Source organism: Pyrinomonadaceae bacterium (assembly GCA_036277115.1).
Taxonomy (GTDB): Bacteria; Acidobacteriota; Blastocatellia; order Pyrinomonadales; family Pyrinomonadaceae; genus UBA11740.
On sequence record DASUNM010000027.1, the window covers coordinates 78,194 to 103,798 of the forward strand.

The window sequence follows — 25,605 nt, forward strand, 5'->3', positions numbered from 1 at the left end:
CGATGACGTGCAAGCGAGACGCTTGCGCCCCAGTCACCTCAACTTGAACGCGGTCACTTCCATCCAGAGACTTGCCCGGTCATCCGTTTCTTTTAGCTGGCTTATCGGAACCGTCACAAACATGGTCTTGTTCGGTTCCAGTTCCGCGCGTTTCGCGGGGATGACCACGATTGTGCGGTCTCTGAGAACGCCTCCCTGGCTGTTCAGTATCGCGGCGCGAATCTCCAGCCCGACGATTGTGCGGCCCGTAAAGTTCCGCACGGTCGTCTCTAAATCCATTTGAAATCCACCCAGCACGTTCGTCGATTGCAGCGCTTCCGGTTTATCCAGCGCAATTTTCTCCCGGTACTGTTCGAACTCAGGTGAGCCGGCGCGGACGGCGTCTGCCAGGGTCGCGGGTGCGCCCGGCGCAGCCGTCTCGCGCATGAGCAGATAGAAAAAACCGCCGATGACGACGGCGGCGATCACCGCGACGACAATGATTAGAGTTCGCCGGGGCTTGTCTTCCGGAATGCTGTTAGCGGCCATGGTTTGTTAGACCCGCATTTTATCGCACAGTTCCAGCGACGAGAAACTACGGCGGGTGCGCCTCCAACGCGCAAATGGCACAGACTTCCGTGTGTGACGCCTTTTGCGGAAAAACCACAGACTGAAAGTCTGTGCCACAATTTGCACGCCAGAGATAGGTAGCGTGTAAGATGTCGCGCGGCCTGAGTTATGGCAACCACACCCGACAATCAACAATCTCAAATCTCAGATCTCAGATCTGAGATCTCAGATCTCAAATCTCAGATCTCTTCGGCAGACACCTCTCGTTTCTCGGCGGGAGGAATTGTCTTGGTCATCGCCTTCCTGATTTTCATGGCGGCGCGGTTGTGGCATCTGACAGCCACCTGCCTTTGGTTCGACGAAGCTTTTTCAGTTCATGCCGCGCGCCACGGTTGGGCCGAGATGTTTAAGTTCGTCGCCGCCGACATCATCCACCCACCACTGTTCTATGCGGTGCTGAAAATTTGGATCGGCATCGGCGGCGAGTCGCTCGGCTGGCTTCGACTCCTCTCCGTGCTTTTGGCCGTCGCCACCATCGCGCCCTTTTACCTTCTCTGTCGCGAACTGAATTTGAAACCGAAAGAGCGAAACCTCGCTTTCATGCTGATCGCGGTCAGCGGTTTTCTCGTCAAGTACACGCAGGAAGTTCGCATGTACAGCCTTTTGCTGTTTCTCAGCGTCACTTCGATTTGGTTGTTTGTTAGATTCGTTCGGAACTCACGCCCTCGGACTCTCGCAGCCTTAACCGTTTGCAACCTCTTACTCGTCTACACGCATTACTACGGATGGCTGCTCCTACTTGCTCAGGCTTGTCTCGTACTCACCTGGTATCGGAAGAACCTCAGCCGATTTCTGCTCTCGGCGGCAGTGCTTATCTTCGCGTACGTTCCGTGGATCTATGCCGTGGCCACGTTCCGCGAACCGGCGCGGGGGCTGGCCCAAAACATTGGGTGGATCAAGCGTCCAAACGCGCGAGACCTTGTCGAATATTTCGTTCTGCTGAATAAACCGTTTCTGTTCAGCCAAAGCACCCTCGACCGAGCTGACAGTTTTCTGATCGGGTGGCTGGCTTTGTTGCTCGTCGGCGTGGCTGTGGCAATTCTATTTTTCCGACGGTGGCGAGATCGCGCGTTCACCGAACCTGAACGAGTGATGCTTGCGCTTACGTTTGTTCCGCTAATTTTTGGCGCGGGGCTAAGCTGGCTATTGCCTTATTCAATTTGGGGCACGCGGCACTTAATAATTTCCGCAGTTCCCTTTTTCGTCCTCGCGGGCATCGCGGTCGCGAACCTGAAACCGTACTGGACTAAGTTGACCGTGCTAATCGGCCTCGCCTCGGTAATTGTCCTTGCCGGTGTTGTTTACTCGTTGAAGCCGGCGCCACAGCTTTCGTGGTGCGAATGGAACAATCTTGCGAAGCAGATCCCGGCGCCCACACCGGGCGAACCAACGCCCGTCGTTTACACTTTCGAGGACCTGGTCGCCTACCACGTTTGGTTCGCCCCGGAGCGGACCGTGACGCCGTCCTTCAGAGTCAAAGTAGTGAGAGGCTTGCCGGGTGTACCTGACGACCCGGCATTTTTTCTGCCACGCCGCTTCAGTGAAGTTGAAACCGTGCCTGCATCAGAAATTAACGGTCAGCATATCTGGGTTGCTTTCAGGGCCCGGCGTTGGGACGAAACCCGGCCACCAATGAGTCACCTGAAGACTCTCGGTTACCAAACAGGAAATGTTCTGTCGTCAGTGGCGCAAGGCGAGCAGGTATTTCTGGTGGAGTTGTCGCGCGAGCGCTGAAGCGTGCCTTAGAAGCCGGCGAGATTAGTGGCACAGACTTTAGTCTGTGAATTCACTCGGAAAGATCACAGACTAAGCCTGGGCCACTGCCGGTGTTCAGAACCTGGGAGTAGACGGCTTCGGTTTCCGCAATCATTCGAGGTAAAGAAAAGTCTTCGGCGGCCTTGAGGCGGGCATTATCGCCCAGGCGTTTTCGTTCTGCAGAGTCACCCAACAATTCGGCGATCTGTCTGGCCAACCCCTCTACGTCGCCAATAGGCGTCAGGCGTCCTGTCTCTGAGTCAGTGATGATTTCGCGGGCGCCGTCACTGGCAGTCGCAACCACCGGAACTCCCGCGGCCATCGCTTCGGCAATTGCGAGCCCGAAAGCTTCCGAACGTGAGGCTGAGACGAACACGTCGAGCTGCGACAGAAACTCAGCGACGTCGATTTTCGATTCGATGACGCTAACACGGTCAGTCAGGCCGGCAGCTTCAATCAACTGCATCAGTTCCCTTCTGTATTCACCTTCGGCAGAGTTATCTCGCCCCGCGATGATGAACTCCACGTCCGCCCGTTGACCTGCGACTATCCCGGCGGCGCGCACAAATTCTTTCTGGCCCTTAACGGGAGAGAGTTCACCTAACATTCCCACCCGCAGCGTCTTTGCTTCGTTTCTTCCGACGACGGACTGAAACCGCTCGAGATCAATGCCGTGTCGAACCACTGCGATTTGAGCTTCATCGAAGATTTTCTGCTCGCGCAAGCTGGCAGCGACCGCTTCGGATACCGCAATCACGCGCGCAACCCGGCGGCGCGTGAGCTTGTGAACCTTAGCCATCGGAAACAGAACGTGTCGAGTCAGGACAAGTCGAGGCCCCCACTTTCCTACAGCCAAAGCGGCGAGTGGATAATCGCGCGCCATGTGCGCGTGAATGATTTCTATCTCGTGTTCGCGCGCGAACAGGCGGAGTTTCCACGCCGAGGCCAGGTCAAAGGGTCTCCGGAAGGGCCGCTGTAGAACGTTGCCGCCGGGAAGTTCTGGTAGCTCTGAAAGGAGCGGAGAAGCCGGCGTCGTAACCACAAACACTTCATGGCCCTGACGCAAAAGGCCCTTCGTCAAATCGACAAAGTGACGCTCGCCTCCTCCGAAATGGCGTGCTGAAGATAATTGAAGAATCCGCATCGAGCGCGCTTCAATTCACGATCTGGAAATCCATCCATTGCGTCGCGATTCGATGCTTGTTGTCAGCGAGCGGGTCGGTCACGATCACCTGGAGTACGTAGTCGCCGGGTGCCATGTTATTGGCAAGTTGAATCGCGCCCCCGGTTGGCAATCGTTGCAGATCGACTTGGCCGCTGCTGTCATAGGGAAGTTTTCTACCCGAGAAGATCTCTTTGCCGTCGTGGAACAATTTGACCTGCGTGATGAGCTGGGGGCGAGATGATGCTTTATCCAGCTTCGGATTGTAGATGAAGAACGCGTACTCGATGATCGTTCCGGGTTTGAATTGCCGCACCGCGGCGCTGGTCCGAGCGCTACCCTCTTCACGTCCTTCGCCGGCAGCCGAAGCGAGCGCGCCGCCCGCCTGGGCGGGGCTTTGCGCCCGCAGGATAATCCCGGAAAGCGCAAGCCGCTTTTTCTTGATATCCGGGGCGTCGACGAATTGACTAGCCGAGCCAACGCGTTCGCTGGCCGAATCGCGCAGCGACATCCGCAACTGATATGCGCCGGGCTTCTTAAGGGGCACCGTGACGTAATAGACCAATCCCTCGCGCAGCAGGCGCTTGTGCTCGGTGTCGCTCACTCTCATTTGATATGTCTTTCCCAGCTGATCGATGGGAACGCCGTTGTCGCCAAACGTGATCGCGACGACGTCGATCATTGTCTTGTAAAAGCCGTCGGCCTCTTTCGTAAAGGTCAGATCGTTTGCGTCGATATGCAATAGCGAACGCATAAACGAACCCGTCTTGTTATCGTTTCCAAATAATGAAGTCAGCCGCAAATGCACGCCCGTGGCGCCGAACGGGGACATGAGCGCGTGAAGAAGCTGCTGCGCCATGGTCCGGGGCGCCTCGGTGCGCTCGTCATCGTTGATACCAAGGAATCCCTGACGCATGCGCACGTTGAACTTGCCGGGTCGTTTTATCTTCAACGAGAGACGATGAAATTGTCGGCGGCCGGTCCGAGGATTAAAAGTTGACTGGTCCGGTCGATAACCGATGAGGTAATAGCCCTTCTGGTCTTCCAGGACGCGCCGTATCCCGCCGCTGAGATCGTTATTGTTTTTAATGGCGATGCCGCCGGTCTGCCGCGCGAGCTGGTCCAGCCCTTCCTGCGTCTCAAACGCGACGTTGCGGCGGCTGTTCAAGGCGTTCTGGATCTGCTCCCCGTCACGACCCGACACATCGTCGGCAGCGGTCAGGCCGAGCGTCTGCAAGCCGGTGGCGTTCATCGTATAAATGACCACAGAAGCGCGGCCGGCTTCGTCAACCAGACGTTGGAGTCTTTGCGCAGTCCGATAGTTACGCGTCGGATCGTCGCGGCTGGAAATCCTGAACCCATCTGAGATTAGCAGAACGGATTTGCGCCCCGGCAACTCCCGTAAACCTCGCACAACGTAATTCACCGCGCCGAGTGTGCCGACGGAAAACACGTCCTCGCGAAACTGGTTGAGTTCTTCATTGGCTTCGTCAATCTCGGGGCCGCGCTCGCCGGGCGTGGGCGGCTGGATCGGCGCAAACGCGCCGATGCCGGCGCGGCCGCTCGGGTAAAAGCGCACGCGTTCGATGGCCGCGTAAAGCTGACGCTTGTCAGTCGTGAACTGTTGCAGCGCGCCCACGCCGCCGCGGGTGCGAATGATCGCCACGAGATCGCCGGGCTGCATCTGTTCATCCACAAATTTCTTCAACGCGAGCCGTACGAAGTGAGCGCTTTCGAAAGACAATCCAAGATCGTCGACCACCAGCGCGATCGTGCGGCGGATGTCTTCCGTCCTCAATCGCGAGGGAGGAACCGGGGGCGCGTTCCTGGCGGCCGCGGTTCGTTTCGCATCTCGTGCAGGAGATGTGCTCTCACTGAGATTGAAAGAGAAGTTCGTGATCTTCTGCTCCCGGCCGTTCTCGTAAATCTCCACCTCTTCCGGCTTCAGATCCGTGACCAGCTTCCCATCTTTATCGGTAATCACCGCGTCAACCTGCACCAGGTTCGTGGTAATACGAACAACGTCCTCAGCTTCGGGTTGCTGCGGCCGTTCCTGATTAGTGGGCGAGGGGGTCGGCGTAGGCGCCGGCTGCTGTGCAAGACCGCCGTTTAGCAGCTGCGTGATGAGCAGGATTGCGAGCGGGAGTCGCGTCTTCATGCGTGGATAATACTTCGATGCCTGAGAAAACTGAATCATCCGGCGCCACTTCTTTGATGATCACTTCGCGGCCAGGATTCGCTCGTAGAACTCGATGTACTGGGGGATGATTTTGTGCGTGCTGTAGCGCTCGATGGCCAACGCGCGGGCGCGCTTTCCCATCTCGCGGCGCAGCTTTGGGTCGATCAGAAGTCGCGCCGCGTCGTCCGCCATTTTGTCCACGTCACCGACGTGACTGAGGAATCCGGTCTCGCCATCCTCAACGACTTCCGGTAGCCCGCCGACGTGCGACGCGATCACAGGCACCTGCACCGCCATCGCTTCCAATGCCGCCAATCCGAAGGATTCCTGTTCTGACGGCAGCAGCAACACATCCGATGCACAGAGGTAATCGACGATGTTCGGTTGCTTACCGACGAATCGACAGAAGTCGGACACGCCGAGACATTTCGCCCGATGGATACAGTTTGTGCGCTCGCTGCCATCGCCAACCATGACCAGCCTTGCTTTCGTCTTCTTCAATACGCGCGCCAGAATCTCAACACAGTCCACCGGCCGCTTGACGGGGCGAAAGTTGGAAACGTGAACCATCACCGGCGTGCCGTCGGGCGACATTGATTCGCGCAACTCGCAATCGATTTTCGGCTTGTAATCTTCCGGACAAACAAAATTCGGAATGACTTCGATGCGATCGAATCCGAAGTGCTCGATTGTTGATTGCTTCAGATAGTTAGAAATCGCCGTCACCCCGTCCGATTGCTCCAACCCATATTTCGTAATCGGCAGATACGAACGATCGGCGCCGACCAAAGTGATATCGGTACCGTGCAGCGTGGTGATGACCGGCAATCGCCGATGGCTCTTGATCGACTCGCGCGCCAGAATCGCGCTGATCGAATGCGGAATCGCGTAATGGACGTGCAGTAAATCGAGGTTTTCGTTGTCTGCCACCGTGGCCATCTTCGTCGCTAAAGCCAGCGTGTAGGGCTGATGCTCGAACAACGGATACGACATCATTTCGACTTCGTGAAAGTGCACCTGCTCGTTCAATTCGGTCAGCCGCGTCGGAAGGGCGGACGAAATGAAGTGAACGTTGTGACCGCGCGCGGCTAGTTCCTTTCCCAATTCAGAACCGACAATGCCGCTGCCGCCGTAGGTTGGATAGACTGTGATGCCGATGTTCATTCGTGGTCAGTTGTCCGTGGTCAGTTGTCAGTTGATGCTCGGCAACGTACCACTGACGACTGACGACTGACAACTGACCACAAAAAAGAGAGGCGGGCGACCCTCGCAATCGCCCACCTCGTCTCAACTTGTCTCACCTTTTGAGAAAAAGGGGGGCCAAGTGAGGCTGGGGACTATATACCCATGACCCCGGGCTCGCAAGAGGTTTCCTTCACCTTTCGGGTCAAGATTCAGCTTGTGATTGGCGTCTCTGACAGGCGATGAAATGATCTCCGGCCGCGAATCATAATGTTTGGTAGTCCTAACCTTCGGATTTGTAGCGACCCGAGCGGCAGTTGGGTAAGGGCCGCGAAATGGAAGACCTCCCGATGGAACAGAAAGCAACTTCATGGGTCCAAACCGGCTTGACGGCCCTACTGATTCCCCTGCTACTGGCGCTGGTCAGTAGTTACTGCATTCCGAGAATCGTTGAAAAGTCCAACCGAAGAGAATTATCGAGGACTGAACGGCTCAAGAAGGCCTTTGTTTTCGGCGAACGAAACAAAGAAATGAACAGCCGCCTGAATGCGATGAAAACGCGAATGCATACCTTTAACGCGCAGAACGTCCGTGGACGTTTTTCCATTGCACAGGTTCGAGAGACCCAAAGACTTTTCCAACAACAGCATACGTCTGATTATTTGGACCTCGATAAAAACGCGTGGTGGTGGTATTGGGACTTAGAGCGCGAAGCCCAGGTCTTCGATTTGCTTTCGCCGGAAGAACTGAAGGTTTTCCACGACCTTTTATTAAAGTACGGGAACAATATGTCTCAGAGTGTGGGTGCGATTTCGCCGAGTTGGGAATTTCTTTCCTCCGCGGACTATCGGCTGGACAAAGCTAGCCAGGAACATTTCGCAGCTTTGTACGCGGAAATGATCAAGAAAATGGACACGCTTGCGACCGAGCGCTACGAGTTAATAAAGAGCATTACCAAGCTATTCGCACAAACTCAGCACTTCCCGTTCGAGTCCGGCAATTAGTTAAATCAGCCCTTCGGAAAATTTCAACAAAACGGTTTGAGAATCGGCGCTCCAGGACCGCATTAGCAGTCTGCGATTGTCCGCGTTTATAATCACAGCACAGGTAATTAAACTAATGCCCAAAATCAGCGACATTCAGGAAACACCGAACCCCAACGCCGTGAAATTCATTCTGCGCGAGCCGATCACCAGCGGCGTCGCGCGCCAGTTTGCCTCAGCCGATCAGGGCCAGGGCGATTCGCTGGCGAAGTCCCTGTTCGAGATAGGTAACGTTGTCTCGGTCTTTTACATGGACAACATGGTCACCGTTGAGAAGGAAGACGTGGCGGATTGGGATGAACTCTTGCCGGCGCTCGCCGTACCGATCCGGGCCGCGGAATCCGCGACTCCGGCTCCCGGCAATGGCGCGACCGCCGCAGTGGGAGGCGCCATCGCTGCCGTCACGAGCGACGACCCGCGCCTTTTGAAAATTAATGAAATCCTCGATGAGCGAGTGCGCCCCTATCTGATGGGCGACGGTGGGTATTTGGAAATCATCGACCTGAAAGACCACACACTGACAATTCGTTATCAAGGGGCCTGCGGCAGCTGTCCCAGCTCTCTGACAGGTACGCTCATGGCCATAGAAAACATGCTCAAGACGGAAGTTGATCCTGAATTGGAAGTCGTGCCCGTGTAGGAGCGCACGCATCCTTGCGTGCGGTTCGCGCGCATCCTGCGCGCAAACCAAAAAACATGAGCCGTCAGGATGACGGCGTACCGCAGGCAACATGCCTGCGCTCCAAACTATCGGAACTACCATTCTCCCCGACGCGTTTTTATTATCACCACACGTTCGTCCGACTGACTTTTCCGGAGATTCAAGAAATGCGCCGACTCTGCCTGCTTTCCCTGCTTTTGCTTCTTGCTATTTCGCCTGTCGCGGCTGGCCAGTCTGCCGAACCGGCCAAACCGTCACCGTCGGACGTCGCCAAGGCTAAAGATGAGAACGATGCCGAAGCCGAGCGGCTTCTGCGCGAGCGCCGCGCAAATGCCCAGTCGGTCCTCATCTCGCTGGCGGCCGACGCGGCGACGTACACCGACCAACGACTGCGCGCCCGCACGCTGGCGCGGATTGGCGACGCGCTCTGGGAAAATGATTCTGAACGTGCCCGCGCAATGTTTCGCAAGGCCTGGGATGCAGCGGAAGTTGTAGACGAAGAGAGCCGGCGTATCACCTTAGAGGAAATCAAGGAGCAGCAAGCACGACGGGGCAGCTCCGCGGTTGCCAGTCGCGGCAGCATTCGCAACGAAGTGCTTCGCCTCGCTGCGCGTCGCGATCGCAAACTTGGAGAGGAATTACTCGCGAAGCTGACCAGCGACAAGCAGGAGGAAGCAAAGGAGGCGGCAGATCGCAATCGAGCCAATCTTTTAAATACGCCCGAAGCAATTACGCAGAGATTGAATCTCGCTCGGCAATTACTCGAAAGCGACGTCGAGCGCTCGATTCAGTTTGCGGATCCGGCACTGATGACGCTGACGCGCGATGCGATCGACTTTCTTTCCTACCTGCGCGAAAAGGACGCGGTCGCTGCCGATCGCCGCTACGCCGCGCTGCTCGGGCGGGCCGCCGGCGACTTGCAGGCTGACGCGAATACGATCTCTTTGCTTTCGTCGTATCTGTTTACTCCGCACGTCTTTGTCACTTTCAGCGGCGGCGGATCCTCGAACACGCAAACATCGAGAAGCAGCGGACCACCGGAAGTCTCGCCCGATCTGCGCGCCGCGTTCTTTCGGGTTGCGGCTGATGTTCTACTACGGCCATTGCCACCCACGGGACAGGATCAGACCTCGGCAGGTCCGATTGGAAAGTACTTGATGCTCAAGCGATTGATGCCGCTCTTTGAAAGGTATGCGGCGCGTGAAACGACTGAGGCCGTGCGCGCGCAAATGCAGGCTCTCGGCAGCGGCGTGCCTGAGGACTATCGCAATCGCGATGACGACTCTTTGCGTGAAGGAATCAGGCCGAAAGAGACAGGCGACGATCGTGAGAAGTCTTTGCTTGATCAACTCGAACGCGCGAAGACCGCCGAGGAACGCGACCAACTCTATCTTCAGTTGGCGCGGCTCTACACGGACAACGGCGACCTGCGGGCGCGCGAGTACGTCGAAAAAGTCTCAGACATCGAGGTTCGCAACCAGGCGCGTCCGTTTATGGATGCCATGCTGCTGCTTCGCGCCATCGAGAAGAAAGAGCCGGATCGGATCCAGGAAATGGTGCGCATCGGCGATCTGCCTCACATTCAGAAGGTTTGGGCACTGACGCAGGCGGCGAAGTTCGTCTACAAGAACGATCTCGAAAAGGCCGTGGCCCTGTTGGAACAGGCAGACCTGGAAGCGCGGCGTATCGAAACCGCTGATGCGGATCGGCCGCGCGCATTCATGGCTATCGCGAGCACTTACTTACTGGTCGATCGTCGCAAGGCCTGGGACCAGGTTTCGGATGTAACCAAAGCCGCGAACTCGGCGCCGACTTTTTCGGGTGAGGACGGCGTGCTGCGCGTGAGTCTGCTTACGAAAGGCATGTCTTCGATTCGCACCTCCAGCGCGCGCGAGTTCGACGTCGCCCCGGTCTTCAGTGACCTTGCGAACGAAGACTACGCGCGGGCCATCGAGCTGGCGCGTCTGTTTGAAAAGCAAGCGCCGCGTGCCAGCGCTACGATTGCAATTGCCAAAGCGGTCTTGGAAGAGAAGAAGAAGTAAGAGACTGTCAGTTGTCAGTGGTCAGTTGTCAGTGGTCAGTTGTCAGTGGGTCCGAATTCTCTGTTTCAGGTAACCTCCATGCGTCTGCAATTATTCTTCGTTGTCGTTTTTTCTCTCGCCGTGTATTTGCCTGCCGGTGCTCAATCAAGACAGCCAACACCTCCGCCGCCGGTGATGGCGGAAAAAACGGAAGCCGAACTCGCCGCGGAACGACTGCTATTACAGCGGCAGGCCAATGCCCAATCGCTTCTGATTAATCTGGCTGTCGACGCGCGTCACTTTAAGGACGATACAACGCGTGCGCGGGCACTCGCGCGCATTGCAGACATGCTCTGGGAGAATGACCAGGATAGGAGCCGTTCCCTGTTTCGCTCAGCATGGGACGCCGCCGAAAACGGTGATGCGAAGGGTCGCGAACGAGCGCTCGAGGATCTCCGTCAACAGAGAGCTGCGAACCCAGGAGGTGGTTACTCGCGGCTCGACCCGGGAGACCTGCGCCGGGAAGTGCTGGATCTGGCAGCCCGACGCGACCGAACTCTGACCGAAGAATTTCTGGACAAATACCGAGACCAGAAGGCTCGTGAAACTGCGGCCGAGCCAGGTCGAAGCCAAAACACCTTAGTTGCGGATGAAGCCACGCGGCAACGCTTTGCACTGGCAACCGACCTGCTAAGAGATGGCGAAATTGAGCGCGCGCTTCATTTGGCTGATCCCGCCATGAGTTCGATAAACATTCAGTCAATAGGTTTCCTCGTGCGCCTGCGCGAAAGAAACGCTGCCGCCGCCGACGGTCGTTACGCTGCCATGCTGACCAGCGCCCCGAACAATCCTCAATCCGAGGCCAATACCGTGTCCTTACTCGCCTCGTACCTTTTCACACCTCACGTTTATGTCGTGTTCCTGCCTCGCTCAACGACCGCGCAATCTGGCCGGCCGGCGCCGCCAATTAACGCGCCGGCCAGTTTACGGTCAGCTTTCTTTCAGGCTGCGGCTGCGATTCTTTTGCGTCCGCTCGGCGATTCTTTGAGCACCGACAGTGACAGTCAGTATCTCGCCCTTAGGCGAATAATGCCTTTGTTTGACCAATATGCGCCTGCGGAAATCAATCGCGCGATTAGGACCCACCTCGAAGGTTTGACCGCGGCCGCGAGCGACAAGGCCCGTAATCGTGACGATCAGTTCACTCGCGCCCCAATCGATGGCAACGATCGTCCGCCAAATCGTAACGATCAGGCGACCCGGCCGGGACCTGATGCCCGCAACCCTTCTTCCGACGAACAATCACTTCTGGAACGACGCGAACGCGCAAACACCGCTGACGAGCGCGATCAACTCAATCTTCAGCTTGCGCTAGCAATGGTTGAGAGCGATGACTCGCGCGCGCGTGCATATGTAGAGAAGATCGATGACATGGATTTGCGCAACGAAGCACGCGGCTACATCGATGCGTCGATTGCGTGGAAACTAGTGCAGAAGAAAGATGTCGATCGGGCGATCGAGCTGGTACGGACGGGACAGCTGACTCATTTTCAAAAGGCGTGGTTACTCTCGAGCACCGCCAGGGCGCTAGGTAACGGCGATCGCGAAAAGTTCATAAGTCTGATCGAGACAGCGACGACTGAAGCTCGACGGATTGAAACATCAGATCCTGACCGCCCGCGGGCATTTATTGCGATCGCCAACGTCGTATTTAATTTTAACCGGGCAGCCATTTGGGAAGCGATGGGCGATGCGGTCAAAGCCGCGAATTCCGCCGAGAAGTTTACCGGGGAAGATGGAAAAATCGCATTTCGTTTGAACCGAAACGGAATTAACTCCAGTCACCAGCACGGGTTCTCGGATTTCGACATTGCCGCTATCTTCAAAAAACTGGCGAATGAGGACTACGACAAAACTGTAGAACTGGCGCGTGCAATTCAGCACGAGACGCCTGGAGCCAACGCTACCATCGCCATCGCCACGGCGGTTTTGAAAGAAAAGAAGAAATAAAAGACTGTCAGTTGTCCGTGGTCAGTTGTCAGTTGGAACTCGGAGAGTTGTTTTTGCAATTGACAACGGACAACTGGCGGCTGACGTCAGGAATAGATATTCATCGGGCGGGTCAATAGGGCGAACGGATCTTCCACGTTGAGCGCCTCACGAACATAAAACGGTTCGCCGTCCTCAACTCCGATCAAAGATCCATAGTAACGTGCGCGATCAGCGATCTGCCGCAAGAAGCCCTTCTGCGCAATTCGCGTCTCTGGCTCGCTTGAGTCGGCCAGGTAGAACTGCGAGGCGTACGCGCGAATCGCTTCCATCTTCTTCTCGGCAAATTCAGATACATCGACGATGAACGAGGGCACCACCAGGCGCGAATAAACTGCGTGCGCGATGGCCGGCATTTTAATCGGTTCGAGGCTTACGTCTTTGTCATATCGGCGCATGGTCGCAAGGCGCGCGGCTTCACGTACGATATGCGCGGTCGCTGCATGGTCGGGATGCGGATCGTCCCAGTGCGCGGAGAAGACGACCTGGGGCCGGTACTTTCTTAAAACACGTACGACCGCCAACTTACTCTCTTCGTTGAGGGCGAGATGGCCGTCTGGCAAACCGATATTTACCCGCGCATCCAGGTTCATCACGCGAGCCGCATCCAGTGCTTCTTTCGCCCGAATCTCGGGTGTCCCGCGCGTTCCCATTTCGCCGCGTGTCATATCAGCGATGCCGGTGCGGTAGCCGAGCGACTTCAGCTTGAGTAATGTGCCGGCCATCGTTAACTCGGCATCGTCAGGATGCGAGAAGACGGCGAGCACGTCGAGTTGGGTCTGATCAGTCACCGTTTGGACTTTGGTCTTTGGTCTTTGGTCTGTCTTTGGTCTTTGGTCTTTGTCTTCGGTCTTCGGTCTTCGGTCAAGCACGGTCTTTCAAAGACCTAAGACCAAAACCCAAAGACCTAATTCAATGGCTTGATCTCAAGTGTGCCGTCTCCCACTGTGAACGACAGCTTTGCCCCGCCGGCGCCGGCGCGGCCCAACAGCAATCGGGGATTGTTCGCACCGCCTTCGCGCGGGGTGAGCCCAGCGTAGGAATTCTTTATCTCGCCCAGGCGGAGAACGTTCGCGTCAACGTCGCCACTGAAACCGGGGGCGAGAAGGACTTCCAGCGTGCCGCCCGCTAATTGCAAAGTCGCGCCCAGACCGCGCCAATTGCGCGAGGGAATCGTGACTTTCACCGCGCCGCGTTGAATCAAGCCGGAAAAATAACCGCCCGTCAGCGTCAGGTCGGCGTCGCTTTGCAACGCCTCGAGCCGGATCGAACCTTCAACACCGCTTAGCTTTATCGGCCCGACGCCGGAGTCAATATCGACATCAGTGAGCGCGGGAATCTTCAGACGAAAGTCGATCTTCCAGGGCAAGCCGATAAGCGTCTTGGGAAACTTCTTTGCCACTCGTTGCAGATATTTCTTGTCGTGCGTGCCTGAAGTCAGAATGCGCACGTGATTGGTATCAACATCGATCGCCAGGTTGTTAATTGCGGCGAGCAGATCCAAGTCCGCTTCGGTCGGCGCTTGCAGCTCGATGTCCGCCTCGATCTCGATTTCACTTCGAGACCAGCCTTCGATCGTGATCGAGCTTACCGGAGGCGCTACCAGACTGACACTGCCGCCGTACGGCAAACGATGTGTTGCGCGCCGGTTGATTGTCCGTTTGAGGTTAGCGGCCGCCGGTGCGGGCGGTTTCTTTTCTTTCTGTGCCTGAGCCGGCGTCAGAAAAAGAGCAGCCGTTACTAAAGCTGAGCTCAACGACGCGATTAGCAGTGCTCTCGGTCTGTTCACTGAAGCGGATTGTGCGGGAGAGGGAAAGAGTTTGTCTAGCGAACGCGGAAGTTGATGTTGCCTTGATAGGTGGTGGCGGTAACCGATGCGCGGCCATCGCCGACATCGCCAATGATGCGACGGCCCTCGCCAACCGTTCTCATGTTTGGATTCCAGAACTTACCCATTGAGATTTTTTGCGCGGGCGCAGTCGCGACCAAACGGAAACCGCAGTTGACCGGCAGTTGCAGGGTGATCGTGCCCTGACCCGACTTAAACTCGTAGGTTCCGCCTGAAGCAAACTCGCCGTCAAAGAAGACGTCGCCGGTGGAGTTCGACGCAAACACACGCCCTGCGTTGATGCCGTAAAGCTGAATATCACCGGAAGTCCAGACGTGCGCGCGTACCAGGTCACCTTGCAGGTTGCTGACATTGATTTGCCCGCGGCGTGTTTCCAGATCCACGGACGATCGCGCGGGCACCTGAACTTTAAAGTTTACGTCGCCCACATCGCTGCGGCCACGGTTGTCGCCCACAATGTCGATCACCAGCCCACCCTCGGTAAGCCGCGGATTGAAATGCACTGTTGGCGCATCCATCGACGCGGTGATCTTGATCTCATCCCGGTTCCACGATTCGACGGTAATCGTGCCCGAAAGATTCTTCAGTTCAAGCCTGACGTTCTTGCCGGCTGGAAATTTCCGCGACACGCTTTTCTGCGCAAACGCCGCCGCCGTCAAAATCAGGACGACGAAAACGACTGGCGTAATGCGTTTGGCGGTGCGGGCAAGTGGGCGATGGTTCATCACAATCGGGTCTGCTTTCAAACTCTGGTGCCGGGGGATTATAGCTCAGCGAACTCTTTCAACAAGGCGATCTTGTCGCTCAAGGCTGCGTTCAGAATATCTTCCGAAACTTCATCGTGAGGATTCTGCTGCAATCTTCCCATCGAATCGGTGACGGCGGCGTCGATCACGTTCAGGTTGCGGTCGAATGTTTCGCGCATTTCCGGATTCCAGCGCGCCTTGTTCAGTTCAACCCGCTTATTCCAGTAGTCGATGGTCTGCTGTTGCTGCCGATAGCGATCTTTAACCGTGACGGCGTCGGACGTTACTGCCAGGCCGCTCGATCGAAAGCCGCTGCTGTTAAAAGCTCGCATCCCGATAACGGTGGCCAGCACGGCCACGACCACGGTGGCTGCGATCGCGGTGGCGAACTGCGGAAACGAAAGTTGCCAGTTGCGGTTCGTCAAACGGAACCACCAACCCGCGTCGACTGGTAAAGCCTTCGATTTGCCGGCTGCCAATTCAGCCTCAATCGTGTTGCTGATGCGCAGCCACATAGCGCGTTCGCTCGGCACGGCGTCGTATTCCCCACGGTGCTCGCGGCAAAACTGGACAATCGCGTGCAGGTCAGTGCGCGTGTCGGCGCAACTGGGGCACGCTTGCAAATGCGCTTCAAGTTCGTCGCAGTCGGTGGGAGTGAGCGACCCGTCAATCAGGTCGCTGAGTAGATTTTGGTGCTTCTCGCAGTTCATTGTCTTAACCTCTGATGGGTCGCATCTCGGAATAAAGCCTCGGACGACACGACTATCGCGGTGTCTAAAGCAATAAAGGGGAGACTGCGTAAGGTCTGGAGCGCCCAGTCGCCGGGACACGCGGGGGCTCTTGCTATGTCAATTTGGCCGATTTCGCCAGTTTCCCGAAAAAATCGGGCCAACTTCTTGGTTGCTAGTGCGGCTTTTTCTGTTGCCTGAGTAATCCACGCAATTTCATGCGCGCCTTATGCAGTTGCGACTTTGATGTCCCAACTGAGCAACCCAGCATCCTCGCAATCTCCTCGTGCTCGTGTCCTTCAATGTCATGCAGCGTGAAAACCGTCCGGTAACCCGGTGGCAGCTGCGCAATGGCCTTGTCCAGCGCGATGCGGTCAACTACGGGCATCGCGTTCGGATTTTCGGTGCCTTTCACGATCTGCACCGGAACTTCGCCCTCTTCGGTAGTCTGCTCGAGCCGCACCCCCCGCTTGCGGAAGTGCATCAGGACCTGATTAACCGTCAGCCGGTGCAGCCAGGTCGTGAAAGCCGACTCGCCACGGAAGCTGCCGATCTTTCGGAAGAGCTGAATAAAGACTTCCTGCGCCAGGTCCTCAGCCTCAACGACATTTCCGGTCATGCGCAGGCACAGCGAATAAACGCGGCGATTGTGCCGCTGGTAAAGCTCCTCGAAGGCTTTCATGTCGCCTTCGGCAGCTTTTTTCGTCAGCTCGTAGTCCGGAGTTCGCGGTGTCTCGGTATCGATGGCAGCCACTAGTTCCTTCGTGAGCGCACTTCGATCAGTCTGAAGCGTCGCCCGGCTCATGCCTTTTCCCTATTCGAATTACTTTCAGAGGGCTCGATTCAGTATCCGATGAAGCGCGGATGCAGGCAAGCGGCGGTGGGTTTCGGGCGGCAGTATTGTGAGCCGCTCTTGTTCGAACGAGGTAGACATGCCGACGAAATGCGACTTGCAGAGGGGGAAACGCACGTGACGATCAGGTCGGGTCCCTTGACTCCACGCGGACCGTTGATAATCATTTGCGAAGTCGAGTGCGATGACGTGCCCGGTTCAGCAGCCAGAGGATCCCGACTGCAGCGCCAGCTAGTCCCACCACGAACATCCCGCGCTTGCCGAAGAAGCCGATCAGAACCAACCCGGCTACGATCAAGGTCCCGGGCGGAGCGAAAACAAAAAAGGCAGTAACAACCAACACTATGAGAGCTTTGAGGCCCCGCGGCTTGTTTGGCTCTATACCGCTGTCGGATCGCCGTCTCATGTAAATGTCGAACATTAAACGCCAACTGCAAAGCTTGCAAGGCGCTGTCACTGTGGCAGCGTTAGTAATTCCGGCGGCGTTTGTGGGGTTTCTAATACTGAAGTACAGCGTGAACTTGCCTCAATGGGACGAGTGGGCGGGCGTGACATTCTTGTACAAGCTGAACGAGGGGACCCTTTCTTTCTCCGATCTCTTCCGTCAGCAAAATGAATATCGACAATTTTTTCCCAACCTGGTTTTCGTCTTTCTGGGGCGACTGACGAAATTCGATGTTCGATACCACATGGGTGCGAGTCTGCTGCTCGCCTGCCTCGTCTCGTTCAATGTTTACCGCCTGGGAAAGTTAACGCTTGACCGAGAGAGCGACCGGCTGTGGGCGTATCTGGCCGCTAACGTCCTTATCTTTTCTCCCGTCCAACACGAGAATTGGTTGCAGGGGCAGCAGTTGATCTATTTCTTTCCCATCGCGTGCCTCTCGACGTGTCTGGTGATCGCGACCGCGCCGCGACTCCGGTTCGCTACGAAATGCATTGCATGCGCGGCCCTGTCGATCATCAGCACTTTCTCTTCGGTCAACGGTATTTTGTGTTGGCTCCTGGTCTTGCCGGTGTTGTTGACCTGGTCCTCGGCTAAACCGAGATCGAAGCGCGCTTTCGCAGTCGGATGGCTCGTGGCAGTCGGACTCAGCGCTATCCTTTATATGTATGGGTACGTGCAGCCGGTGCATCCTGCGAGTCCTGCTTACGGGTTTGCTCCAACCCAGGCAGCCTTCTACTTCTTCAGCCTCGTCGGCAGACCGCTCACTTTAGGTCGATTCGTAGTCACACCCGTGATCGGTCTCGGCATCCTCGTGATGTTTATCTGGGCCTGCCGCCAATTCTGGCGGTCGTTGAATAGTTCGATCGATTCTCAAAGGCGCCTCGTGTGGCTGGTTATAGGTGCTTATGCACTTCTGACTGCCGTTTTAATAACTCTTGGCCGATCCAGTTTCGGCGTAGTCCAGTCACTAAGTTCGCGCTATACGACTTTCACAATCTACCTACCAGTCGCGCTGGTTTACCTGTTCACCCTGGAAATCCGGAAGCGGACCGGCGAACGCGGGTTCATCTGGAACACCGTTTCGCGACGCGTGCCGATTGTGGCAATCGCAATAATTCTGACGCAGGTGCCGCTTTACATTCTTGCCCTGCGCTCGGCGAGCGAAGCTCGGAGAATACAGCTTCAGGTAAAAACCTGCGTGCTCCTGACTAATGTCATTGACGATCGCTGTCTGACGGACCAGGGATACCCCACGCCCGATGTGTTTCGGCAACTGGCAAATCAGGCTGAGAATCTGGGACTTCTGCGTCCGCCTCTGATCACGCAGCGCAACGCCCGCGCGCTTGCCCCTTGGGATTTTGCGGTTTCCCACACAGACAATTCGTTTGTAGAAGTTTCCCAGACCGCCGACCATCAGTATCTAGCCTCAGGCCGAGCAGTGGTTCCGGGAACAGGGCTGCCACCCGACGCCGTGTTGCTGGCCTATGACGACGGCAAGGGTGAGGATACAATCTTTGCCGTCGCATTTCCGAAAACTCGCGTGCCATTGAGAAGCGGGCTCCTCGGTAAAGGCGTCGACCTGAGCTGGCGCGGAGGGTTTGACGAACGAAAACTTCCTGCTGGCCGGCTGCGAATCACCGCGTGGGGATTTGACGCGGAGACCTTAAAGGCTTATAGGCTCATAGGCGAGCACATGATTGAAAACGCTGACTCCCTCGAATTACGAAGATGACGGACATTTTGAGGGAGAACAGCATCACAATTTTCTTTCCGGCGTTCAATGACGCGCAGTCCATTGCACCGCTGGTTAGGAACGCGCTGGCCGTACTTCCCGCCCTTGCCAGCGACTATGAAGTGATCGTTATCAACGACGGCAGCGAAGATGACACGGCTTCCGTTCTCGAAGAACTGGCACGGAGTGAGCCGCGCGTGAAAGTAGTTCATCACGAGCGGAATATGGGTTATGGAGCGGCGCTCCGCACGGGCTTCAGCCAGGCCAGCAAGGATTTAGTTTTCTATACTGACGGCGATGGCCAATACGACGTTCGCGAGCTCGCCAGTCTGTATCCACTTCTCACGGATGGCGTTGATGTGATAAATGGTTTCAAGAAACAGCGCGCAGACGACGTTTCGCGGAAGTTGCTCGGAGGTTTTTACAGTCGTTTCGCGCGGGTGCTATTCAATCTGCCCATTCGGGACGTTGACTGTGATTTCAGGTTACTGCGCAGGGCCGCGCTGCAGCGAGTGCAATTAAGCTCGTCAAGCGGCGCAATTTGTATCGAACTGGTTTTCAAACTTCATAGGGCAGGTTGCGTTTTCGTCGAAGCTGAAGTGCCTCACTATCCGCGTACTCACGGTCGCTCGCAATTCTTCACCTTGCGGCGAGTGATGCGCACCGCTCTGGATTTCTGGCTGCTCTGGGTTCGTCTTGTAGTGCTGAATCGAGGGCCAAAACGGCCTGTTGGTCACGCGTTCGCGGTTGATTAAGTAGCGGCGGACGATGGGCGCCTTCAGCCAAAACTTCTAACAGAATTCCGGGCCACGATCTGGCCCCGGACATGGGTTCATAAAGATGACTGACCATTACACGGTTTACAGAGACCGTTCGGTGCTTATCACGGGAGGGCTTGGATTCATCGGCAGCAACCTGGCTCGCCGCCTGGTCGAACTCGGAGGAGTAAAAGTTTTCATTCTCGATGCACTTCTGCCTGATCAAGGCGGAAATCGTTTCAACATCCGCGAGTTTGAAAGCGACGTCACTGTCCACGAGGCCGACATGCGAGACGACTTTGTCGTCAATCACCTCGTCGGGGGCATGGATTTCATTTTCAATCTCGCCGGCAACGTCTCGCACCTCGAGTCCATGCTCTATCCTCTCCGGGATCTCGAACTCAACTGTACCGCGCAACTCACATTGCTCGAAGCATGCCGTCACTACAATCCGCATGTGAAGATAGTATTTGCGAGCACGCGGCAGGTTTACGGCAAGCCGCTTTACCTGCCGGTTGATGAAGAGCACCGGGTCGCGCCGCTCGACGTTAACGGGATAAACAAACTGGCAGCCGAGCACTATCACCTGCTCTATCATCGCGTTTACGGAACGCGCACGGTGTCTCTGCGGCTGACCAACACGTATGGGCCGGGCCAGCTAATGCATCATGATCGTCAGGGCTTCATTGCCTGGTTTATCCGTCAGGCGATGGATGGGGGAGCAATTGACCTTTATGGCGATGGCAGGCAGCGACGTGATCTTAACTACGTAGAGGATGTGGTTGAGGCGCTGCTCATGGCGGGCGCGAGTGAGGCCACTGAAGGCGAGATTTTCAATCTGGGTAGCGATGAATCTTTGAGCCTCGCGGAAGTGGCGTCGGAACTTATTGCGTTGACCGGCAAAGGCAGTGTCCGGGCCGTCGCGTTTCCGCAGGAGCGGCAGCTAATCGACATCGGGAACTTCCACTCGAGCTACGACAAGATCCAGTCAGCGGTCGGGTGGAAACCCCGGACGCGGCTTCGCGCGGGGTTGACGCGCACGTTGGAATTCTACGGTCAGAATCGGGCCCATTATTGGGGCGCAAGCGCTGCCTCTTCGGTAGCTTAGTGCGGACTTGCGACGCAAATCGGTTGCATGGGTGCTAAAGCGAGCGCCACTCCTAAGTATTCGGCTTTTGAACCACGCAGATGACGGACAGTCCTGCCGGCAAGGGGAATAACTTTAACCATACTGCCTCGCAACGCAAGAGCGTCTGAAAGATCGGATTAATCCACCTCAAACCTGACGGCAAAGGCGATACATCTGAACCCGATGGGGCCAGGCCAATCGGCTTCAAAGCAAGCCGGTGCAGAGCGGCGATCGGAAGCAGAAGGCTGTTCGCGTAGGTCGCCCGTATCACTCGAAACCCGGTGCCTTCCAACAGAGCACGCAATTCATTCAAGCTGTAACGCCGCCGGGTATCCAATGCGACATCATGCCCGCTGCGCATCCATTGGTACGCAGCAGCGCGCACGAACGCAATCCCACCGGGCGTGAGCACGCGATACATCTCACGGATGGCGCGTTCGTCTGCGCCTTCCTCAGGCAACTGCACTATGACATCAAAGCTGGTGACCAAATCGAACGTCGCATCCGGGAACGGCAGTTCAGTGACCGAGGCCTGAACAGGCAATTGCTGAACCCGCTGGCGAGCGAATTTGAGCGCGTCAGATGCGAGATCCATCCCGACGACTTCGCTTGCACCGGCGTAGCGCCGCAGCCACGCGACGTTGCCCCCGGTGCCGCATCCGGCGTCGAGAACTATGCGCGAGACATTCTCTCGCAGAAGAGGGTCCAGCACGGCTGCGGTGATTTGTCGCATCCCGACAAACCACCAGAGCTCCTCTTCGAGCTCGAACAGGTCCTGGTAGTCTTCAGTTCGCATTCAGAAATTAAGTCCAATAGGTGCGATCGAGCGAGCGGTAATGTACAGCTTCGGACACGTGAGCGGAACTGATGGCGGCTGAGTCATCGAGATCAGCGATGGTTCGGCTCACCTTAAGGATGCGATCATAGGCGCGCGCCGACAAGCCGAGACGGGCCATTGCGCGTTCCAGCATCGTCTCGCTTTCCGAATCGATGCGGCAATATTTGCGAATTAGCCTTGGTGACATGGCTGCGTTCGAGAAGATTCCTTCTGCCGCCAGGCGCTCGCTCTGGTGCGCGCGGGCACGAATGACGCGGTGTCGAATTGCTTTTGAGTCTTCGGCATCCGGCGGCGTGTCGCCGGTAAGTTCACGAAACTTCACAGCGGGTACGTCAATGTGAATATCGATCCGATCAAGCAGCGGTCCGGATATGCGTCCGACATAACGCTGAATCTGCAACGGCGAGCAGTTACATTCGCGCGTCGGATCATTCCAAAAGCCGCACGGCTGAGTCTTTCCTACCCACTACGTATTTCAAACTCGGAATAAGGCTGAAAGCGGCATGAGAAAGGGCTACATCTGGCCTGAAACGGCTTGGGGCTGTGTGGGGGAGAAAACGAATGACGATTTATCACCGATTGAAAGTGACGGCTCACGATGCAGGGTGCCGTGGCTGTGCGCAGAGCGGGGTCTCGCGCATGGTGTCCGGCGGCATTTGGCAGTGCCCGTGCTGCAAGGACGGATTCGATATGTTTGATCCCGGCCACTCGGTTGGCGGTGTCACTTATTGCCGCTCTTGCGCGGATGGCGTTGTCTGGGCGAACCGCGAAGTCGCAGCGGCGGCGATGTTGATTGCTGCATAGGCAGGAGAAGCGAAAGGAAATTGAATGCCGATATTGAATTACACAACGACGGTTGAGGCCGCGAAGTCCATTGCTGAGATTCAAGGGATTCTCGCAAAGCACGGAGCGCGGAAAATCTCAACAGACTTTGACGACAACGGGAACGTCAGCGGGATTGACTTCATCATCCTGATTGACGGGTTGCCGCTTGCTATTCGCCTGCCCTGCGATGTTGAGGGTGTTTACAGAACGTTGATTCGAGCGAAAGGCGTACCGCGCCGCTCGCATACAAAGCTGCAAGCCCGTCGCGTGGCGTGGCGCATTCTGAAGGACTGGATTGAAGCGCAACTGGCGCTCTATGAAGTCGGTCAAGCGGAGCTGGGCCAGGTGCTTATGCCTTACGCAATCGACGCGCAAGGACGGACAGCATACGACGCATTCAAAGAGGTTCACATTAAACAACTCAACGCGGCATCTGACAACGTAGTCGAGGGAGACTTTCAAGCAGCGGTGAACGAGTAGCCCGCTAGGTTCTCTTTTGTGAGGTGAGATGAAGGTTGGAATTCAAGCACGACTGAAGAACGGCATCCTTTGGGAAGCGGCTAAAAAGCTGGGTTCGGCCACGGCTCTGGCGCGATACCTCGGCTTGAGTCCTTCCGAGGTAGTTGCTTGGATCAATTTTGATCGATCGCCGCTAAGTTTGAAGTCCAGACGTTCAGAAGAGTTTTGGCAGGACGTTGAAAACAAACTATTCACGCTGACAGGCCACACGCTTGAAGAAATCTTCCCGCCCGAAATTCGCACTCCTGCGTTTTTAAAACGGCAGAAGAAAATCGACGCAATCGTTGAAATGCCCACGCACGTCTTAATCGAGGCGGGGGCGTGTCCGCAACTTCCGCCAATGCCCGATGAGGCCGTGTTTCAGCATGAGCGGAGCCAGCTAATCGATCGCGTTGTTTCATCGCTGAACAAGCCGCGCTACGAAAAACTGATCAAGATGCGCTTTGGCTTGCCGCCCTACAGAGAGCACACGCTTGCTGAAGTCGCGGACGAGTTGGGCGTTTCAACTGGGCGTGTAAGGCAGATGGAAAGCAAGGCATTGATGCAACTGCGTCATCCGTCACGGAGCGCAGAACTAGAGAGACAGATAGGCAAGATCTGAGAGGGCCGCATGGCTGACTCCTGAAGGGGGCGAAGGGGGGAAACGAGATGGCGATCAAGCGAATCTATGTCGGGCGGCTGTCCTGCGGATGCGCAGTGGCGGCAACGATTGACCCGGATGACGTAGCCGAGATGGCGCGGAACGGTTACTCAATCGAGACGGTGGATGCGGAGTACGTCGAGATTTCAGGATGCCAATGCGCAAACACACAATCCACTGTAGCCGTGGAATAAAGGAGTCCGCATGGACGAGAGCGAATACAGCTACAACTCAACGCCTCGCAAGCGAAGATCCGGCATCGTCGGATTATTTTTAATTATTGGGGCGGCGACGGGGGCTTGGTTCTTGTTTTGGCGAGGGTGAATGAAGCGAGTTGACGCCAACCAGGTTGAAATTGTGAAAGCTCTGCGGCAAGTCGGCGCAGAGTGGATTCACACGTCTGAAGCGACGGATTGCGGCTTCGATGGGGTCATACTGTGGCGCGGTCGTTCTCTAATCGCAGAGTGTAAAGACGGCAACAAACCACCATCGCAACGGAAGTTGACCGACAACGAAGAAAAGACCAAAGCAAAGTGCGAGGCGCGGGGAGTCCCGTATCTGATTCTAACGAGTCCGATTCAGGCAGTTGAAACGCTCGCAGAATTTCATTGAGGTGAGAGGGAATGGCTGAAACGAACGTTTCAAAGAGGGCAAAAAGGAACCCATGAAATTAGCAAACACATCAATCCTGCATGAATCCGCTTTGAAAGCCATTGCTCAACTGGAGATAGAAAAAAATAGCTGGAGAGCAACGCCTGAAAGCACAGAACGCCTTGATGCTCGAATTCGGATGATTAAAGAAGGCAAGCCGTTTCGCGGTGAAGGTCAAATTAATTACCTGACGCGGCGTTGTTGGGAATTCACAGAAGCTATTTATGCTTTGCAACTTCAACACGCTGGTGCATCTATACCGAATTATGAAATTGAGGTAGAGCGTCTTAAAAGCCACTTGGAAACCGCTCGTACTTTACTGGGTAAACCCGACATCGAAATTACAGTTGAAAACTATATCGCTGTGGACTTCACCTTGGCTTTTATATCGGTTGCTTAAAGAGAGCTGTGACTTTGAGAACGTTTTTGAAGCGTTAGCGGCGCACGGAATAGAGATTCAAGGGTGAGGTGAGCAATGGCTGAAACGAACGAAAAGATCGTGAGAGCAAAGTCGCTTGGCCTCGGCCCCAAGCTAGAGTCGGTTTTTGGCTGCAAGGAATGCCGCCCTTACCACACGACGCACGGGCCTCGCCATCAGGTCACATGTCCAACTCTAACTGACAGTGAGCGTATGGAGTGGTGGAAGGCCCGATATTACGAGATTGAGCAAACCGTCCGTAAGGACGCAAGTCGCCACACTCAAGCCGCCCTGAAATGGAACGAACGGATCACGTTCTGGCAAGGGAAGTTCGCGGCTGTGAAGCATGAAAACAATAAACTACGGCGCAAGCTACAGCGCGTTGACCCTCTACCACAGGAGAAGCAGGGGTAAAGATGGCTGAAACAGTAACGATACCTGCCTACGTGTTTCGAGAAGGCGTTGAGCCGCCTTACTTTCAAGTGTGGGACAACGACGAATCATCGGACGTTATTCACTCGCGCTGCGCGCAGACTCCTTACGACAGAGAGTTTCCTGTTTACGCTGACGAGATTCAGGAGATGCGTTGCCTTGAAGATATTTATTGCGCGAGGTGTGAACGGCTGATTCTAGTTGCAGTAATTCCGGCGGTAAGCGATGCCGCTGCCCCTTCAGAGGAGAGACAAGCGCGAAAATAGCTCAACCCAAGCCGCGTAAAGTGTTGTAAACTAAAGAGAAACAAGTGATTCAGTGCCAACTTAAATTAAAGCTCACGCCACGCCAAGAGCGGCAGTTGGATCACTGGCTGTGGCA

At 56.0% G+C, this 25,605-nt stretch carries 27 protein-coding genes and 1 pseudogene; 16 read left to right on the forward strand and 12 right to left on the reverse strand.

The window, feature by feature from the left end; translation table 11 throughout:
- Positions 1 to 33 precede the first annotated feature (33 nt).
- Positions 34 to 528 carry a hypothetical protein gene (locus tag VFX97_16575; protein ID HEX5704816.1) on the reverse strand — a complete coding sequence of 165 codons (495 nt, stop codon included), beginning with the start codon at positions 526 to 528 and terminating at the stop codon, positions 34 to 36.
- Positions 529 to 837: 309 nt separating this feature from the next.
- Here VFX97_16575 and VFX97_16580 point away from each other — a divergent pair, with 309 nt between their 5' ends.
- Complete coding sequence (locus tag VFX97_16580; protein HEX5704817.1) at positions 838 to 2,343, forward strand: glycosyltransferase family 39 protein; 1,506 nt, start codon at positions 838 to 840, stop codon at positions 2,341 to 2,343.
- A gap of 52 nt (positions 2,344 to 2,395) precedes the next feature.
- Here VFX97_16580 and VFX97_16585 read toward each other — a convergent pair whose 3' ends face one another.
- From VFX97_16585 to bshA, 3 genes are read right to left on the reverse strand one after another with little or no spacing between them, the layout of a single operon-like run.
- Entirely contained in the window at positions 2,396 to 3,508 is a 1,113-nt protein-coding gene (locus tag VFX97_16585) for a glycosyltransferase family 4 protein (protein ID HEX5704818.1), read from the reverse strand.
- Positions 3,509 to 3,518: 10 nt separating this feature from the next.
- Entirely contained in the window at positions 3,519 to 5,684 is a 2,166-nt protein-coding gene (locus VFX97_16590; protein HEX5704819.1) for a VWA domain-containing protein, read from the reverse strand.
- A gap of 60 nt (positions 5,685 to 5,744) precedes the next feature.
- A complete protein-coding gene (bshA, locus tag VFX97_16595) occupies positions 5,745 to 6,869 on the reverse strand; it encodes an N-acetyl-alpha-D-glucosaminyl L-malate synthase BshA (protein HEX5704820.1) in 1,125 nt (374 codons plus the stop codon).
- 368 nt (positions 6,870 to 7,237) lie between these two features.
- Here bshA and VFX97_16600 point away from each other — a divergent pair, with 368 nt between their 5' ends.
- From VFX97_16600 to VFX97_16615, 4 genes are all read left to right on the forward strand, one after another.
- A complete protein-coding gene (locus VFX97_16600; GenBank protein ID HEX5704821.1) occupies positions 7,238 to 7,891 on the forward strand; it encodes a hypothetical protein in 654 nt (217 codons plus the stop codon).
- Positions 7,892 to 8,006: 115 nt separating this feature from the next.
- On the forward strand, positions 8,007 to 8,570 hold the full coding sequence (locus VFX97_16605) for a NifU family protein (GenBank protein HEX5704822.1): 564 nt from the start codon (positions 8,007 to 8,009) through the stop codon (positions 8,568 to 8,570).
- 188 nt (positions 8,571 to 8,758) lie between these two features.
- On the forward strand, positions 8,759 to 10,633 hold the full coding sequence (locus tag VFX97_16610) for a hypothetical protein (GenBank protein HEX5704823.1): 1,875 nt from the start codon (positions 8,759 to 8,761) through the stop codon (positions 10,631 to 10,633).
- A 78-nt stretch (positions 10,634 to 10,711) separates the two neighbouring features.
- Positions 10,712 to 12,622 carry a hypothetical protein gene (locus VFX97_16615; protein ID HEX5704824.1) on the forward strand — a complete coding sequence of 637 codons (1,911 nt, stop codon included), beginning with the start codon at positions 10,712 to 10,714 and terminating at the stop codon, positions 12,620 to 12,622.
- A gap of 86 nt (positions 12,623 to 12,708) precedes the next feature.
- On the opposite strand, the gene bshB1 is transcribed toward VFX97_16615, so the two are convergent.
- The 5 genes from bshB1 to VFX97_16640 all read right to left on the reverse strand — a co-directional run bounded on the left by bshB1 (position 12,709) and on the right by VFX97_16640 (position 16,789).
- On the reverse strand, positions 12,709 to 13,452 hold the full coding sequence (gene bshB1 / locus VFX97_16620; GenBank protein ID HEX5704825.1) for a bacillithiol biosynthesis deacetylase BshB1: 744 nt from the start codon (positions 13,450 to 13,452) through the stop codon (positions 12,709 to 12,711).
- A 116-nt stretch (positions 13,453 to 13,568) separates the two neighbouring features.
- Positions 13,569 to 14,450, reverse strand: coding sequence for a hypothetical protein (locus tag VFX97_16625; GenBank protein HEX5704826.1), 882 nt, complete (start codon positions 14,448 to 14,450; stop codon positions 13,569 to 13,571).
- A gap of 35 nt (positions 14,451 to 14,485) precedes the next feature.
- On the reverse strand, positions 14,486 to 15,235 hold the full coding sequence (locus VFX97_16630) for a DUF4097 family beta strand repeat-containing protein (GenBank protein HEX5704827.1): 750 nt from the start codon (positions 15,233 to 15,235) through the stop codon (positions 14,486 to 14,488).
- A 38-nt stretch (positions 15,236 to 15,273) separates the two neighbouring features.
- Positions 15,274 to 15,966, reverse strand: coding sequence for a zf-HC2 domain-containing protein (locus VFX97_16635; GenBank protein HEX5704828.1), 693 nt, complete (start codon positions 15,964 to 15,966; stop codon positions 15,274 to 15,276).
- Between the two features lie 193 nt (positions 15,967 to 16,159).
- Positions 16,160 to 16,789, reverse strand: a complete 630-nt coding sequence (locus tag VFX97_16640) for an RNA polymerase sigma factor (protein HEX5704829.1) — start codon at positions 16,787 to 16,789, stop codon at positions 16,160 to 16,162.
- A 458-nt stretch (positions 16,790 to 17,247) separates the two neighbouring features.
- Here VFX97_16640 and VFX97_16645 point away from each other — a divergent pair, with 458 nt between their 5' ends.
- The 3 genes from VFX97_16645 to VFX97_16655 all read left to right on the forward strand — a co-directional run bounded on the left by VFX97_16645 (position 17,248) and on the right by VFX97_16655 (position 20,880).
- The gene (locus tag VFX97_16645; protein ID HEX5704830.1) at positions 17,248 to 19,014 is read left to right on the forward strand and encodes a hypothetical protein; all 1,767 of its coding nucleotides are present in this window, start codon (positions 17,248 to 17,250) and stop codon (positions 19,012 to 19,014) included.
- Positions 19,011 to 19,769, forward strand: a complete 759-nt coding sequence (locus tag VFX97_16650) for a glycosyltransferase family 2 protein (GenBank protein ID HEX5704831.1) — start codon at positions 19,011 to 19,013, stop codon at positions 19,767 to 19,769. Before VFX97_16645 ends, VFX97_16650 begins: the two co-directional genes overlap by 4 nt.
- A gap of 85 nt (positions 19,770 to 19,854) precedes the next feature.
- Positions 19,855 to 20,880, forward strand: coding sequence for an NAD-dependent epimerase/dehydratase family protein (locus tag VFX97_16655; protein HEX5704832.1), 1,026 nt, complete (start codon positions 19,855 to 19,857; stop codon positions 20,878 to 20,880).
- Positions 20,881 to 20,932: 52 nt separating this feature from the next.
- Here VFX97_16655 and VFX97_16660 read toward each other — a convergent pair whose 3' ends face one another.
- From VFX97_16660 to VFX97_16670, 3 genes and pseudogenes are all read right to left on the reverse strand, one after another.
- Positions 20,933 to 21,697, reverse strand: a complete 765-nt coding sequence (locus tag VFX97_16660; protein ID HEX5704833.1) for a class I SAM-dependent methyltransferase — start codon at positions 21,695 to 21,697, stop codon at positions 20,933 to 20,935.
- A 7-nt stretch (positions 21,698 to 21,704) separates the two neighbouring features.
- Complete coding sequence (locus tag VFX97_16665; protein ID HEX5704834.1) at positions 21,705 to 22,061, reverse strand: hypothetical protein; 357 nt, start codon at positions 22,059 to 22,061, stop codon at positions 21,705 to 21,707.
- A pseudogene (locus tag VFX97_16670) lies at positions 22,059 to 22,175 on the reverse strand (ATP-binding protein). Before VFX97_16670 ends, VFX97_16665 begins: the two are co-directional and overlap by 3 nt.
- Positions 22,176 to 22,300: 125 nt before the next feature.
- On the opposite strand from VFX97_16670, the gene VFX97_16675 reads away from it, so the two are divergent.
- The 8 genes from VFX97_16675 to VFX97_16710 all read left to right on the forward strand — a co-directional run bounded on the left by VFX97_16675 (position 22,301) and on the right by VFX97_16710 (position 25,490).
- On the forward strand, positions 22,301 to 22,543 hold the full coding sequence (locus tag VFX97_16675; protein HEX5704835.1) for a hypothetical protein: 243 nt from the start codon (positions 22,301 to 22,303) through the stop codon (positions 22,541 to 22,543).
- A gap of 24 nt (positions 22,544 to 22,567) precedes the next feature.
- The gene (locus VFX97_16680) at positions 22,568 to 23,044 is read left to right on the forward strand and encodes a hypothetical protein (GenBank protein HEX5704836.1); all 477 of its coding nucleotides are present in this window, start codon (positions 22,568 to 22,570) and stop codon (positions 23,042 to 23,044) included.
- Positions 23,045 to 23,072: 28 nt separating this feature from the next.
- Entirely contained in the window at positions 23,073 to 23,684 is a 612-nt protein-coding gene (locus VFX97_16685; GenBank protein HEX5704837.1) for a sigma factor-like helix-turn-helix DNA-binding protein, read from the forward strand.
- A gap of 47 nt (positions 23,685 to 23,731) precedes the next feature.
- Positions 23,732 to 23,917, forward strand: coding sequence for a hypothetical protein (locus tag VFX97_16690; GenBank protein ID HEX5704838.1), 186 nt, complete (start codon positions 23,732 to 23,734; stop codon positions 23,915 to 23,917).
- 130 nt (positions 23,918 to 24,047) lie between these two features.
- Positions 24,048 to 24,335 (forward strand): hypothetical protein, encoded by a 288-nt coding sequence (locus tag VFX97_16695; GenBank protein HEX5704839.1) that lies wholly within the window; start codon positions 24,048 to 24,050, stop codon positions 24,333 to 24,335.
- Between the two features lie 52 nt (positions 24,336 to 24,387).
- Positions 24,388 to 24,774 (forward strand): hypothetical protein, encoded by a 387-nt coding sequence (locus VFX97_16700; protein ID HEX5704840.1) that lies wholly within the window; start codon positions 24,388 to 24,390, stop codon positions 24,772 to 24,774.
- 75 nt (positions 24,775 to 24,849) lie between these two features.
- The gene (locus VFX97_16705; protein HEX5704841.1) at positions 24,850 to 25,206 is read left to right on the forward strand and encodes a hypothetical protein; all 357 of its coding nucleotides are present in this window, start codon (positions 24,850 to 24,852) and stop codon (positions 25,204 to 25,206) included.
- Positions 25,207 to 25,208: 2 nt separating this feature from the next.
- Entirely contained in the window at positions 25,209 to 25,490 is a 282-nt protein-coding gene (locus tag VFX97_16710) for a hypothetical protein (GenBank protein HEX5704842.1), read from the forward strand.
- Positions 25,491 to 25,605 lie beyond the last annotated feature (115 nt).